Raw genomic sequence first — 13,120 nt, forward strand, 5'->3', positions numbered from 1 at the left:
GGATTGTTCGTTTCGTTCCCGCTGCTCTCCTTCGCAACCCGGGCTGTCCGGCACAGCCGAGGAGAGCATGCATGGCTTATGGTACTCCCCAAACAAACCGCCGCCGGATCGTGGCGCTGGCCGGTGTCGGCGTGGTCCACGGCGTCATGGCCGTGGCGCTGCTGACTGGTTTTGCCGGCGGGATCATCCAGATCCGCGACAAGAACTGGCTTCCGGCCTGGAATTACATGCCGCCCCCGCCGCCGCCCAGCCCGCAGCCGACAGTCGAGCCCAAGACGCCCGCGCAGAAGACCCTCACCCGGTCTGATCCGCTTCCGACGCCGGTGCCGCTGCCGGGGCCGGACACGACGATCGAGCTTGGCCCGCTACCGACAGCCGGGGCGGACTACGGCAATGAAACCCTGCGACTGCCGCTGCCGCCGCTACCCGCCAGTTCGCCCAGCCCCACCTTCAGCCCGCGCGCCGTTCAGCCGCTGGGTGCGCCGGGCAAGTGGGTCTCGGATGCGGACTATCCCACGGCCGCCCTGCGACGCGGCGATCAAGGCGCCACGCGCTTCGAGCTCACGATCAGCCCTGATGGCCGCGTGCGCGATTGCCGTATCGCGCAGTCGAGCGGTTCGGCCGACCTCGATGCGGCCACTTGCGCAAAGCTATCCCAGCGCGCCCGCTTCACCCCCGCACGGGACGAGCACGGCGATCTGGTGGCGGGCCGCTATTCGGGCGTGATCCGCTGGCGCATTCCGGAGTAAGTTCTCCAAACTTCCATTGCGCTGCAGCAAGATCGCGGCATACCATCGCCCCATGGAGGGCCGCGATCTTGCCATATACCTGTGATCTCGGCGGCGAACGGCACGGCTTCGCGGACCTCAAGGCCGTCCTCGCCGCCGCCAGCCCGCTCCGCTCGGGCGATGAACTGGCCGGCCTCGCCGCAAGCAGCGCAACCCAGCGGGTCGCGGCACGGTGGGTCCTCGCCGATCTCCCGCTCAAGACCTTCCTCACCGAAGCCGTCGCCCCTTACGAAAGCGACGAAGTCACCCGCCTCATCATTGACAGCCACGATCCCGCCGCCTTCGCGCCCATCGCGCACCTCACCGTCGGCGGCTTTCGCGACTGGCTCCTGAGCGAAGCGGCAGACGAAGCCGCGCTTGCCGCCATCGCGCGCGGGGTGACGCCGGAAATGGCCGCCGCGGTCTCCAAGCTGATGCGCAATCAGGACCTGATCGCGGTCGCGAAGAAGATCCGCGTGGTCACGGCCTTCCGCACCACCATCGGCCTCCCCGGCCGCCTCTCCACCCGCCTCCAGCCCAACCACCCGGCGGATGATCCGCGCGGGATCGCGGCCGCGGTGCTCGATGGCCTGCTCCACGGTGTCGGCGATGCGGTGATCGGGGTGAACCCGGCGACTGATTCCGTCCCCGCCGCCACCACGCTCATCCGCATGCTCGATGAACTGCGCGAAGCCTATGCGATCCCGACGCAGACTTGCGTGCTCACCCATGTCACCAATGCGCTGACGATCATGGAGCGCGGCGCGCCGGTCGATCTGGTGTTCCAGTCCATCGCGGGGAGCGAGGCAGCCAACGCGGGCTTTGGCATCGACCTTGCCGTGCTGCGCGAAGCCCATGCCGCCGCGCAGGCGCTCGGGCGCGGCACTGTGGGCCGCAATGCGATGTATTTCGAGACCGGCCAAGGCTCCGCGCTCTCCGCCAATGCCCACCACGGCGTCGACCAGCAGACGATGGAAGCGCGCGCCTATGCTGTCGCCCGCGCGTTCGATCCGCTCCTCGTCAACACCGTCGTCGGCTTCATAGGGCCGGAATACCTCTACGACGGCAAGCAGATCGTCCGCGCGGGGCTGGAGGATCACTTCTGCGGCAAGCTGCTCGGCCTGCCGATGGGCTGCGACGTCTGCTACACCAACCATGCCGAGGCCGATCAGGACGACATGGACAGCCTGATGACGCTGCTCACCGTCGCGGGCTGCAGTTTCCTGATCTGCGTGCCGGGCAGCGACGACGTCATGCTCTCCTACCAGAGCCTCTCGAACCACGACGCGCTTTACTTGCGCCACGTGATGGGCCTGCGCCCCGCGCCCGAATTCGAGGCATGGCTCGAAGCGGTCGGCATCGCTGCGCCGGATGGCACGCTGCGCGCGCTGGCAGACGGCGCCTCGCCGTTCGTGCGCCAGATCGCGGAGACCATGGCTTGAGCGAGGTTGTGCCGGGCGAACTGTGGGCACGGCTGCGGCGGACCACCCCGGCGCGCATCGCGCTCGGCCGCATCGGGAATGCCCTGCCGCTGGGCGAAGTGCTCGATTTCCAGCTCGCCCACGCCCGCGCCCGCGATGCCGTCCACGCCGCGCTCGATACCGCGGCACTCGAAGCCGCACTCGCCCCGCTGCCGGTGCTGCACGTGGAAAGCGACGCGCCGGACCGCGCCACCTACTTGCGCCGCCCCGATCTCGGCCGCCGCCTGTCGGATCGGTCCACCGCGCTGCTGGCCGAGACAGGCACCCGCTGCGACGTCTGCTTCGTCATCGGCGACGGCCTTTCTGCAACCGGCGTGCAAGCAGGCGCGGCACGGCTGCTCAAGGCCTGCGCCGCAGAGCTTGGCGATCTCGCCATCGGCCCAGTCGTCATCGCCCGGCAAGCCCGCGTCGCGCTTGGCGATCCCATCGGGGAAGCGCTCGGCGCCCGCGTCGTGGTGATGATCATCGGCGAGCGCCCCGGCCTCAGCGTCCACGACAGCCTCGGCATCTACCTGACTTTCGCCCCCCGCCCCGGCCGCAGCGATGCCGAGCGCAACTGCATCTCCAATATCCACAGCGCAGGCGGCCTCTCGCCCGAAGACGCCGCGCGCACACTTGGCTGGCTGCTGCGGGAGGCGCTGCGCCTTCAGCTTTCGGGCGTCGCGCTCAAGGACGACCAGACGCCCGCCCTGCCCGCCAAGGACCCCAGCCGCGCATGAACGAACCCCAGCTGCAGAAAAGCCTCGGCCCCTCCCACCTTTGGGCGATCGCTGTCGGCCTCGTCATCTCGGGCGAATACTTCGGCTGGAGCTATGGCTGGGCCAGCGCGGGCACGCTGGGCTTTCTCGTCACCACCGTGGCGGTCGCGGCCATGTACATCGCCTTCATCTTCTCGTTCACCGAGCTGACCACGGCGATCCCCCACGCCGGCGGCCCATTCGCTTATGCCTTGCGCGCCTTCGGACCGCTGGGCGGCGCCATCGCGGGGTTCGCCACGCTGGTCGAATTCCTGTTCGCGCCGCCCGCGATCTCGCTTGCCATCGGCGCCTATCTCCACGTGCAGTTCCCTGCCCTCGAACCCAAGCACGCCGCGCTCGGCGCCTATGCCGTGTTCATGGCGCTCAACATCGTCGGCGTGCACATCGCGGCGAGCTTCGAGGTTGTGGTGACGCTCCTCGCGGTGGGCGAACTGCTGGTGTTCATGGCCGTCGTCCTCCCCGCATTCCGCTGGTCGAACTTCCTCGCCGGCGGCTGGGCCGGGCAGGACCACTTCACCCCCGCCGCGGTGGGCGGAATCTTCGCCGCGCTCCCCTTCGCGATCTGGTTCTTCCTCGCCATCGAAGGCGTCGCCATGGCCGCCGAGGAAGCGAAGGAGCCGCGCCGCACCATCCCCCGCGCCTATATCTCCGGCATCCTCACGCTGACGGTGCTCGCCTTCGGGGTCATGCTCTTCGCCGGCGGCTCGGGCAGCTGGGCCGAGCTTGCCAGCCTCAACGACCCCCTCCCGCAGGCGATGAAGCGCGCGGTCGGCGCCTCCAGCGGCTGGCTGCACATGCTGGTCTGGCTCGGGCTGTTCGGCCTCGTCGCCTCGTTCCACGGCATCATCATGGGCTATGCCCGCCAGATCTTCGCATTGGGCCGCGCGGGCTACCTCCCCGCCGTGTTCGCCCGCCTGCATCCGCGCTTCAACACACCGCATGTGGCAACGCTGGCGGGCGGCGTGGTCGGCATCGCGGCGATCTACAGCGACACCTTCGTCAGCATCGCGGGCCAATCGCTCACCGCCAGCGTGGTCACGCTCTCGGCCTTCGGTGCGCTGCTCATGTACGTCGTCTCGATGGCCGCGCTATTCCGCTTGCGCACCACCGAGCCCGATCTCGCCCGCCCCTTCCGCGCCCCGCTCTACCCGGTCGCCCCCGCATTCGCGCTCGCCATGGCCAGCCTCGCGCTGGTGACGATGGCGTGGAGCAACCGCGAACTCGCCGCGATCTTCGCCGGGCTGATGGTCATGCTGGTCAGCGGCGCACTTCTGTTCCGCCGCCAGGAGACAGCCTGACCGATGCGCCTGCTCGCCGCCCTGCTTTTCTTGCTCACCGCCGCCACGGCCCGCGCCGAAACCCCCGCATGGCAAACCCGCGCCGCCGCCGCCGCCGAAACGCTCGACCGTGTCTGGGGCAAGGACGACGGCTGGAACGCCAGCGAGAACTGGCAGCGCTTCCCCATCACCGACATCCTGATCGACTACCAGCGCCGCACCGCAGACCCGCGCTGGTCCGGCAGGATCGCCTCCGCCGTGCGCAACCGCGAGGGGCGCTATCTCAACGACGATGATCTCTGGGCCGTGATCGCCAGCGTCGATGCCTGGCAGGTGGACCACGACCCCGAACTGCTGGACTGGGCCGCCCGCACCTTCACCCGCCTCGTCACCGATCACTGGGACGACCACTGCGGCGGCGGCATCTGGTGGGACCCGAAACACTCCTACAAGAACGCGATCACCAACGAACTGCTGCTCACCGCCGCGACCCGGCTCTACCGCGCCACCGGGCAGGAGGCCTACCGCGACTGGGCCTCACGCATCTGGGGCTGGTTCGCCGCTTCGGGGATGATCGGCCCGGACGGCCTCATCAACGACGGACTCGATGCCCAGTGCCGCAACAACGGCGCCCCGCGCTACACCTACAACCAGGGCGTCCTGCTCGGCGGCCTCAGCGATCTCACCGCGATCACCGGCGATCCGCAATACCGCGCGGCTGCCTTGCGCACCGCCCTCGCAGCCACGCGCACGTTGGTCACGCCGCAAGGGCTGCTGACCGAACCCTCCGATGCGCTCGGCCGGGATGGGCCGATGTTCAAGGGCGTGTTCGTCTATCACCTCGGCCATCTGGTCGAAGCCCTGCCCGATGGCCCCGAGCGCGCCGAGCTCCGCACATGGCTCGCCCGCAACAGCGACGCCGTGTGGGCGCTCGGCGGCGACGGCAGCGAGCCGATAGATGGCCTGTGGAGCGGCGGGTCGGACCAGGTGGGCGCTTCCGCCCAGGCCTCTGCCATCGCGCTGTTCCTCGCCGCCGGCTCCTGAACTGGACCATCCGCCGAGGGGCGCATGCGGACATAATCGCCAGGATCCGGCAAATCTCATCATCTGACAATTACGCAAAGCGCCCGCATTTTTGAGCGGAAACTACTGTCCAGAACCAGGCGATGCTGGTTACGCTTCCCCTGTCGATTGGACTTTCGGGCCGGTGAGACCCGACCGATTCACAGGAGGATATATGGCATTCCCGACTGCAGTGAACGACCAGATTACGGACAGCGTCACCCAGGCGAACGTCAAGGTGCTCGGCGATGCCCCTGCAATGGCCATGGGCAACCTCTATCAGGCGACCGCGCAGGCGCTGGCCAACGCGGCCCACAATGCCACCAACGCCCAGCAGCAGAGCTATGTCACTGCGCAGAGCGCCACCACGATGGGCGTCGCCACGCTCTACTCGCTCGATACGGCCTCCACCGGCAAGGCCACGTCCGCCATCCTGAACAGCACGCCGCGCGGCCTGTAGTTCAACCGACCCCACTAAAAGGAATTTCGCATGGCTTTCCCGACCGCCGTCAACAACCAGATCACCGACAGCGTCACACAGGCGAACGTCAAGGTTCTGGGCGATGCCCCCGCCCTTGCCATGGGCAACCTCTATCAGGCGACCGCGCAGGCGCTGGCCAATGCGGCGCACAATGCGACCAACGCCCAGCAACAGAGCTACGTCACCGCGCAGGCCGCGACGACGATGGGCGTCGCCACGCTCTACTCGCTCGACACCGCATCGACCGGGATCGCGACCAAGAGCATCCTCGGCAGCTGACAGACCGGCTACGGCGTTCCGGGCCCAGCGTGAATTCAGCATGCCGCGATCGCTGCTGAAGCTGGGCAAGGAAACGCCCCTGGTCCGCAGGGATGATGACAGTCGATGGCTTTCCCGACGCCCGTCAATGAACTGATTACAGATTCGGTCTCGCAGGCCAATCTTCAAGTCATCGGTTCTGCGCCGTCGATCGCCATGGCCGACCTGTACCAGGCCTCGGCCCAGGCTCTGGCGCTTGCCGCGCACAATGCCGTGCAGGCGCAACAGCAGCTCAACATCACCAGCCAAGCCGCGACTTCGGCAGGGGTCGCACTGATCCTTGCGGCCGTGCCGAAATAGCTTGCCCCCGTCCGCTTTGCGAAACCCGTTCAGAGAGGAACTAGACAGTGGCCTTTCCCACCTCGCTCAACAGCCAGATCACCGATTCGGTATCGCAGGCCAATGTGAAAGTGGTCGGTGATGCCCCGGCCGTGGCCATGGGCAATCTCTATATCTCCACCAGTCAGGCGCTTGCCAACGCGGCCCACAACGCAACGGCGAACCAGCAGCAGTCCAGCGTCACGATGCAGGCCTCTACCACGCAGGGTGTCGCCACCTTGCTTTCGATCGATATCGGCTCGACCGGCGCGGCGACAGCGCGGATCCGGCGTTAACGGTCTGAGCGGGCAGCCGGGATGCCCTCCGCCACAGGCCTCACCGTCATCGCACGCGGGGTCGGCGATGTCGATATGATCAACGCCGGCGCGTCCCCGCAGCAGGCGATGGGGATGACCTATCTGGCGAACGCCAATTCCATCGCACTGGTGATGGGGAATGCCGCCTTTGCCCAGCAACGCGGACAACTGATCGGTGCAACGGCCTTGGCAAAGGTGATCGTCCGAATCTTATCAGCGGGGAGTGGACCGCCATGACCGAGAGCAGTCTCAACAAGCAGATGATCGATTCCGTCGCTGCCGTGAACTTCATCAACACCGGCTCGTCGCAAAACAATGCGCAGGCGATGCTGAACGCTGTGATGGCCGAAACCCTGGGCATGGCCATGCACAACGCGGTGATGCGGCAGCAGTCGAACAGCATGGTCAGCTCGGCCGCAACCACGGCGGCTTGCGCAAGAATGCTGCAGTCGCGCTGGGGTGGAGAGCCGGTCAAACCGCACGTGCCGCCAGTCGATCCTCCCGTCATTCCCCCGCTGGATGGACCGCCCGATAGTCCTCCCGACGGCGCTGTGGCGGTGGCAACGGCAAAGGCCCAGGCCGACCGCGCGATCAACACGCTCGGCGCCGAGATGAAGAACGGGACTGCAGCCAGCTCGACGCTTTCGGGCATTGCCGAGGCGATCAAGAACTTCATGCCCAAGCCGCCGGAGCAGCCAGCCCCGGTTGCTCCGGTCTCGGGTCCACCGGCTGCGAGCGCCGCTCCCGCGCAGCCGCAGGCCGACAAGACCGACCCGAACCCACCAAGCGCGAGTGAGACACAATGAGCGGCACCCAGATCGACCAGGCGCTGATCGATGCGGTCGTCAACAGCCGTGATGCGGTCATGGGGCCGCAGACGGTCCTGACAAGCGGCGCGGGCAAGGCCTATCAGTCGGTTGCCCAGACCGCTGCCATCGCCATTCAGGATGCGGCGGACAACCTGCGCAACATCTCGACCATCGCGACGACCGCAACCGGCGTGGCCATGGCGGAGTATCTCGCCACAGGGCAGCCCGACATGCAGGCGTTTCTTGCGATCACCAAGACGATGATGGCGAACGCGACGGCCGATTTCGCCGCGATCGGCAAGGCCTCCAATGCCATCATCGGCGAATTCAAGTCTGGCTGATGGCTATCTTCATCGGCCCGAAACTGATCAAGGACGGGAGCGCGATTTCCGAGCTCACCCGCCAGACGATCGCGTTCATCGACGGCGGCACCGTGTGGGCGCGGTGGGCACTCCACGGCAACGAGGTCAGAGCCAGCTTCACCGATGAGAGCCAGATGGTCGGTGCGATCCAGTCCGGGTTGCACGGCGGTCCGTTTGCCTATCTGCCGCACCTGCGGCTGATCGTCAGCCCGATCAAGCTGATGACACTGCCCCTGGAAGACCTCCAGCTGATTGCCCGCGCCGAGATCGAAGGCGAGCCTGTGGCGCAGAATGAACGTCTGAAGCTCATCTTCAGCGCGCACGGGTTGCTGACAATCGACCAGTTGCGAGCGGGGATGGACTGGCTCGGTACGCTCCAGCTCCCCGACCTCGATCTGTTCCAAGTGGCTTCCTTTACCGATCAGGTCGCGATCGCCAATCTGGCGGACTGGGTGCAGGAGCACCGGATCAGCGCGGCCACGAGCGTCGATGCGGCAGGCTTCGCCAAGTCCGAAAGCCGCACGCCGCTCGAGTTCATCGATTTCTTTCGATGCTATATCGGCGTTTCTGAAAAGCTTTCCGGCGGCAAGGCCGGGCGTGCAGAGCTTGCTGAGGCGTCGCAATCCGCCGTTCACCTGCTGTCGCCGCTGGCCTTCCATGCCTTGGATTGCCCGCAGACCAGTCCGCTCAGCAGCCCCGATGATGTCGCGCTTGCGGTCGAGATGTGGGCGGCCTCCGGGCGCGCGCTGGGCTTTGCACGGATTTCCGCCTGCGTCCGCGAGATTGTCCTGAACACGCGTTTTGTCGGTGACGAAAACTGGTTCACGCACCGCGAAGCCTGGGCGCGCAATCGCTTCGAAGCCTATGTCGAGACGGTCAAGGCCATCACCTTGCGGGCCAAGATCCGCCAGCCTTTCATGGGTCAGGACGGCGCAACCTGCCACTACAGCATGGCTGCCGGCGATTACGTTGCCCGTGTCCAGCTTGACCCGGCAGGTATCATCGCCCTCAGCAGCCTGCAGAAGGCGGCTTCTTCCGATCAGATCATCAATCCGTTCGGTCACCCGACACACGATCCGCGTGCGCCCGGAACAAACATGTCCGATCTAGCCAAGGAGGAACAAGAGCCATGATCAAGCGCAAACAGCGCCTCAGCCTGACTGAGCGCGAAGCCGCCTATCTGGAGCGCCATGCGGCACTTGAGGCGCGGCGGGAAGCTCTGCGGGCAAACAAGGAGATGGCGAAGGTCGACCGAGCGCAGCGACTGGCCGAACTGGCGGTCGAGTTCGCCGATTTCGAGACCGAACTGGACCAATGGCGCAATGTCCGGGCGATGGAGGAAGCCCAGGAGCGGGCAACCGAGGCCGGGATCTACGCGGAAGATGTCGTCGCCGAGACCAGCGATGCCTGACGGCAACCCGGGTTGCCGAGCGGGATCGCCCCGTTTGCCGGGAGCGCGCTAGCCCATGGTCCGCATCCTCCAGGTCCGGCCAGAGGCGGTTGATCCGAAGCAGGCGCTTGAACAGGTCGCCGAGATCGCCGGAGCGCGGCTGCAGCAGCAGATCAGCCTCGCGGCACCGCGCGATGCCGCGCTGACCTGGAAGGCGGCGGCCGTACACCCGTTGCAAGCGATGGAAACCGAATACCAGGGGATTGTCCACGATGCCGTGCGCGGAATGGACAATCCCGAACAGCGCAAGCTTGCCGAAGGCAAGGCGCTGGGACAATTCTACTTTTTCGATGCTGGCGCACCGCGCCTGCTCGGGGTCGGGCAGGGCGAGGCTTATGACGGTGATCCGCACCCGCTGATCAATGACAAACTGCGCGCGATCCGTCATCTGCTCAAGGACGCCGAAGCGCTGCTGCAGCCCCGCGGCGGAGCACAGGTCGATGTCGACAAGCTGCGCCAGGTTCTCCGGACAGCATTCGATCGGGCCAGAGCGGTGCGGGCCATCTTCGTAAGCCTGCCGGATTCCGACCAGTGGCAAGTCCCGGCGATCGATGCTGCCACCCACGCGCTCGGTGGCCTGCGGCATGAGATCGCACAGGCCAACACCGTGCCGAGATTTGCCGAGATCATCCGGCACATCGAAATGGCGCGCCGCAACTTGACCGAGGCGGCCAATGGGCTCGGCTCGGTCCAGATGTTCTTCGTGATCGAAACCTTTTATCTCTTCCGGCTGCTGGTCCGGTACCAGATCGAATCGCCTCGCCATCTGAGCGACGAGGCGATTGCCGAGGCCAGCGGTGCGCTGACCGATCTGATGACCAACGGTCATCCCTGGCTGAACGATTGGCTGCGCGACAAGATCGTGGAACTGGCCGACCGGATCCGGCGTGTCGATCCGGCGAACAACACGCTGTTCTTTCTCAAGGGCGGCCGCGCGCTGCGGTATCTCGAGGGACAGCCACAGCGCGGCAAGAACGATTGGGACACGCAGATCGTCATCAATCCCGAACTGCCCCCGGCCGACTGGTACGATCTGTTCCGGCGCGTCTCCAACGAAGTGCTGATGGCGCTGCAGGATTTCAACGCCGAACTGTACACGCTGCTCCACCACCATGCGGCCCGGATGCAACAAGAGCTGGCGGATCTCGTGCAACCGCCCGATCCGCCGCCGCCCAACCAGGCCCAGTTGCTCGATGTGGTCTGGGACAGGATCGACCTCGATGCGCTGGAAGACTGGCTGAACGAGGATGAACTGCAGGACCCGCTACCGCGCCGCCACAAGGCCAACTGCAAGGCCGAGCTGATCGACATCGGCCTGCCGCGCTATGACACGATCGAGGCGCTGGAACAGTGGCGTCATCTGCGCGAGAACATCCAGATCGCACCCGATCTCGTTCCCTACCCCGGGCCGCTATACTACATCGCCGAATACCTGATGATGGTACGCGAGGTGTTCGCCGGCCACTCGCACTCGTTGCGCAAGGCTCCCGTCCGGATCGAGCGACTCTACAACATGCTCAACCTGCCCGGTGTCGATGCGCTGGTCGCGGCCCACCATGGCGCTGTTGTCCAGGCCCGACTGCCGCTTTCCTACGATGAGGTGCTGCGGGTGCAGGACATTCCCAGCCGCCGCGCGCTGCTGGTCACGCTCGCCGATTTCATCAAGGCCTATGGTCTGGACAAGGACATCGGCTTCAACGGTGCGCAGGGGCCGGTCATGGGATTTGCGCAGGCATTCGATGCGGTCCTCGCCCCGCTCGTGCCCGCCTTGCCGCAAGAGGCGCCCTATCCCCCAGGGGTGGCGGACATGCTGAACACTCTCAATCAACAGCCCGGGCCGCTCTGCCTTGCAAGGGCGATCGGGTTTGCCGAGCAGGTCTCGCAATGGGCCGAGGCCCACCTCAAGGAGCGCGCCGCATTCGTGCTCGGCCGCAATGCCGAGCTCAACGCCTTTCTGCAGTTCTTCTTCACCAGCCATCTGGTCTCGCCGACCGAGGAACGCGAACTGCAGGCGGCGATCCGGGGCAGTTACGGCGCCTGGCTGCAAGGCTCCTATGCCAATTCGCTGCGCACTGCCGATCTCGATCCGACCGCCTTCATCTCGATCGGGGTCTATTCCTCAAACCCGCACGCCGCCCCTCCCGTGCTGTTCGAGCTGCTGCAGGATGCCGTGCAGGATTGCCTGCAGCAAGCCCGCTTTGCCGGTCGGTTCGAACGCAGCGACGATCCCGGCGCGCAGGTGATCCGGCTGTTCTGGAACCAGGCCGATCTCACGCTCACCTTCCAGCCGGTCAACGGCGATGCCAGAACGGCCGACTATGCCGGGCTCGCCATCGAATTTGTCGTGTTGCCGCCGCCGGCGCGGCCCCTGCTGACCTACGTCTGGGGATTGCCGGTGCTGGGCTTGCGCGACCTTGTCGGCGAGTATCGCGCCGAGACGGCGGACATCGAAGACTATGGATGCCGGTCCCGACTTCGCCGGACCACCGATGCGCTGGGCGAGATCGCGACGCGGGCGATCGATCCGGCAATCCACAATCCGGCCACGGCGGCCCTGCGCGATGGCACCGGTCATCATCTGATGATCAGCTCCGACAGCCTCGCGATCGGCCGCGGCGCTGATTATCCGCAAAGCTATGCGGCCTCCAACATGGCGCTCAAGCTCGTCCTCACCCGCAACCGGGCGGCGCTGCGCAAGGCGCTGACCCTGCCGCCCGCCGCGCCTTCGGTCGACCGCTCGCTCGATCTGCTGGTGATCAACCAGGGGCACGGCGATCTTGGCCGGTTCGCGCATTGGACGGCCAAGGACCTGCGCGACAATCTGGTCAGTCCGATGGTCCGGTCTGGTGTGCGCGCCAACATCATCGTGCTCGATTTCTGCCTGTCGGCATCGCTGATCGGCTGCTTTGCCGAACTCTGCGCACCCGGCGGCGTGATCCTTTCGCATGTCTACTCGACATCCGACGTCCTCCTGACCACCGAGGTCTGGCGCCAACTGGAGCAATCCCTCAAGCACCGCGATGTCGCCGGAGTTCGCCGCATCCTTGATCAGCGGGCCACCGCCATGTCCGAAGGGCTGACCGGCCTTGCCCATGTCGAGGCCGTGCGGAGCTGGAGCGAGCTCGAGACCGCGGTCTACCTCCAGCACAACCCCTTCGATGCCGATCCGATCTCGATCATCCGCTATCTGCCGGGAATCGCCCACGCGCTGCAGAATCCCAACCTGCCACCTGCCGTGATCGCGCAGAGGCTGGCGGAAATTGCCCAATCCCGGTATCTGGGTTACAACGATCGCGCGATCGTGGCGATCCTGCCTGCCACCCCCGAACAGGTCGCGCATATCATTACGCTGTTCCGCAATCGTCTGATCATGATCCTGATCCGGCTCAATCTCCCCAACTGCGACCTGCAGGCGCTGCCTCTGTTCGGAGCGGGCAGTCTGTGGGACATGGTGATCGACCACCGGCTGCGGCTGCTGGCACAGGCGCGGGGATTGCGCCGCTGCCCGACCCCGCTGACGATCTTCTCGCGGGATGATGCAAAGCTGCTCATCGACGAGGCCATCGCCAAGCCGCAGATCGCGCCCGAAGTACGCGCCTTGCTGTCGATCGCCGAACCCTCGGCGGTCGGGGATATCGTGGCAATCCTTGATGAGCTGTTCGATGAGGATGCCGTCTCCGTTCTGCAGGAAGTGCCAGACCTCTTCCAATGACCGGGCGG

At 66.1% G+C, this 13,120-nt stretch carries 15 protein-coding genes; all 15 read left to right on the plus strand.

Translation table 11 applies throughout. The features are described 5' to 3' along the window. The first annotated feature begins 71 nt into the window (after window positions 1–71). Window positions 72–749, plus strand: a complete 678-nt coding sequence (locus tag NDB2M1_RS19240) for an energy transducer TonB (RefSeq protein ID WP_072384395.1) — start codon at window positions 72–74, stop codon at window positions 747–749. 68 nt (window positions 750–817) lie between these two features. Beyond that, window positions 818–2,209, plus strand: coding sequence for an ethanolamine ammonia-lyase subunit EutB (locus NDB2M1_RS19245; RefSeq protein WP_072384396.1), 1,392 nt, complete (start codon window positions 818–820; stop codon window positions 2,207–2,209). Further along, complete coding sequence (gene eutC, locus NDB2M1_RS19250) at window positions 2,206–2,967, plus strand: ethanolamine ammonia-lyase subunit EutC (protein WP_072384397.1); 762 nt, start codon at window positions 2,206–2,208, stop codon at window positions 2,965–2,967. Before NDB2M1_RS19245 ends, eutC begins: the two co-directional genes overlap by 4 nt. Next, on the plus strand, window positions 2,964–4,304 hold the full coding sequence (gene eat, locus NDB2M1_RS19255) for an ethanolamine permease (protein ID WP_072384398.1): 1,341 nt from the start codon (window positions 2,964–2,966) through the stop codon (window positions 4,302–4,304). Before eutC ends, eat begins: the two co-directional genes overlap by 4 nt. 3 nt (window positions 4,305–4,307) lie before the next feature. After that, window positions 4,308–5,327: a glycoside hydrolase family 76 protein gene (locus NDB2M1_RS19260; RefSeq protein ID WP_072384399.1), complete on the plus strand. Its 1,020-nt coding sequence runs from the start codon at window positions 4,308–4,310 to the stop codon at window positions 5,325–5,327. A gap of 193 nt (window positions 5,328–5,520) precedes the next feature. Beyond that, the gene (locus NDB2M1_RS19265) at window positions 5,521–5,805 is read left to right on the plus strand and encodes a RebB family R body protein (protein ID WP_054122439.1); all 285 of its coding nucleotides are present in this window, start codon (window positions 5,521–5,523) and stop codon (window positions 5,803–5,805) included. A 30-nt stretch (window positions 5,806–5,835) separates the two neighbouring features. After that, window positions 5,836–6,105 (plus strand): RebB family R body protein, encoded by a 270-nt coding sequence (locus tag NDB2M1_RS19270; RefSeq protein WP_054122440.1) that lies wholly within the window; start codon window positions 5,836–5,838, stop codon window positions 6,103–6,105. Window positions 6,106–6,210: 105 nt separating this feature from the next. Next, window positions 6,211–6,444, plus strand: coding sequence for a RebB family R body protein (locus NDB2M1_RS19275; RefSeq protein WP_054122441.1), 234 nt, complete (start codon window positions 6,211–6,213; stop codon window positions 6,442–6,444). Between the two features lie 47 nt (window positions 6,445–6,491). Then, window positions 6,492–6,758 carry a RebB family R body protein gene (locus NDB2M1_RS19280; RefSeq protein ID WP_072384400.1) on the plus strand — a complete coding sequence of 89 codons (267 nt, stop codon included), beginning with the start codon at window positions 6,492–6,494 and terminating at the stop codon, window positions 6,756–6,758. 21 nt (window positions 6,759–6,779) lie between these two features. Then, on the plus strand, window positions 6,780–7,016 hold the full coding sequence (locus NDB2M1_RS19285) for a RebB family R body protein (RefSeq protein ID WP_216234069.1): 237 nt from the start codon (window positions 6,780–6,782) through the stop codon (window positions 7,014–7,016). Continuing rightward, window positions 7,013–7,585 (plus strand): RebB family R body protein, encoded by a 573-nt coding sequence (locus tag NDB2M1_RS19290; RefSeq protein WP_072384401.1) that lies wholly within the window; start codon window positions 7,013–7,015, stop codon window positions 7,583–7,585. Before NDB2M1_RS19285 ends, NDB2M1_RS19290 begins: the two co-directional genes overlap by 4 nt. Further along, window positions 7,582–7,929 (plus strand): hypothetical protein, encoded by a 348-nt coding sequence (locus tag NDB2M1_RS19295; protein WP_054122444.1) that lies wholly within the window; start codon window positions 7,582–7,584, stop codon window positions 7,927–7,929. Before NDB2M1_RS19290 ends, NDB2M1_RS19295 begins: the two co-directional genes overlap by 4 nt. Next, entirely contained in the window at window positions 7,929–9,083 is a 1,155-nt protein-coding gene (locus NDB2M1_RS19300; RefSeq protein WP_072384402.1) for a hypothetical protein, read from the plus strand. Before NDB2M1_RS19295 ends, NDB2M1_RS19300 begins: the two co-directional genes overlap by 1 nt. After that, entirely contained in the window at window positions 9,080–9,361 is a 282-nt protein-coding gene (locus NDB2M1_RS19305) for a hypothetical protein (RefSeq protein WP_054122446.1), read from the plus strand. The genes NDB2M1_RS19300 and NDB2M1_RS19305 overlap by 4 nt, the downstream gene beginning before the upstream one ends. Window positions 9,362–9,416: 55 nt before the next feature. Then, window positions 9,417–13,112 carry a hypothetical protein gene (locus NDB2M1_RS19310; protein WP_072384403.1) on the plus strand — a complete coding sequence of 1,232 codons (3,696 nt, stop codon included), beginning with the start codon at window positions 9,417–9,419 and terminating at the stop codon, window positions 13,110–13,112. The last annotated feature ends 8 nt before the right edge of the window (window positions 13,113–13,120 follow it).

The organism is Novosphingobium sp. NDB2Meth1 (genome assembly GCF_900117425.1).
Classification (GTDB): domain Bacteria; phylum Pseudomonadota; class Alphaproteobacteria; order Sphingomonadales; family Sphingomonadaceae; genus Novosphingobium.

What these genes read in the sequence shown, in the direction of transcription:
- NDB2M1_RS19240 (WP_072384395.1), top strand. Translation starts at nt 72, where the DNA reads ATGGCTTATGGTACTCCCCAAACAAACCGCCGCCGGATCGTGGCGCTG.
- eat (WP_072384398.1), top strand. Translation starts at nt 2,964, where the DNA reads ATGAACGAACCCCAGCTGCAGAAAAGCCTCGGCCCCTCCCACCTTTGG.
- NDB2M1_RS19260 (WP_072384399.1), top strand. Translation starts at nt 4,308, where the DNA reads ATGCGCCTGCTCGCCGCCCTGCTTTTCTTGCTCACCGCCGCCACGGCC.
- NDB2M1_RS19265 (WP_054122439.1), top strand. Translation starts at nt 5,521, where the DNA reads ATGGCATTCCCGACTGCAGTGAACGACCAGATTACGGACAGCGTCACC.
- NDB2M1_RS19270 (WP_054122440.1), top strand. Translation starts at nt 5,836, where the DNA reads ATGGCTTTCCCGACCGCCGTCAACAACCAGATCACCGACAGCGTCACA.
- NDB2M1_RS19275 (WP_054122441.1), top strand. Translation starts at nt 6,211, where the DNA reads ATGGCTTTCCCGACGCCCGTCAATGAACTGATTACAGATTCGGTCTCG.
- NDB2M1_RS19285 (WP_216234069.1), top strand. Translation starts at nt 6,780, where the DNA reads ATGCCCTCCGCCACAGGCCTCACCGTCATCGCACGCGGGGTCGGCGAT.
- NDB2M1_RS19290 (WP_072384401.1), top strand. Translation starts at nt 7,013, where the DNA reads ATGACCGAGAGCAGTCTCAACAAGCAGATGATCGATTCCGTCGCTGCC.
- NDB2M1_RS19295 (WP_054122444.1), top strand. Translation starts at nt 7,582, where the DNA reads ATGAGCGGCACCCAGATCGACCAGGCGCTGATCGATGCGGTCGTCAAC.
- NDB2M1_RS19300 (WP_072384402.1), top strand. Translation starts at nt 7,929, where the DNA reads ATGGCTATCTTCATCGGCCCGAAACTGATCAAGGACGGGAGCGCGATT.
- NDB2M1_RS19305 (WP_054122446.1), top strand. Translation starts at nt 9,080, where the DNA reads ATGATCAAGCGCAAACAGCGCCTCAGCCTGACTGAGCGCGAAGCCGCC.
- NDB2M1_RS19310 (WP_072384403.1), top strand. Translation starts at nt 9,417, where the DNA reads ATGGTCCGCATCCTCCAGGTCCGGCCAGAGGCGGTTGATCCGAAGCAG.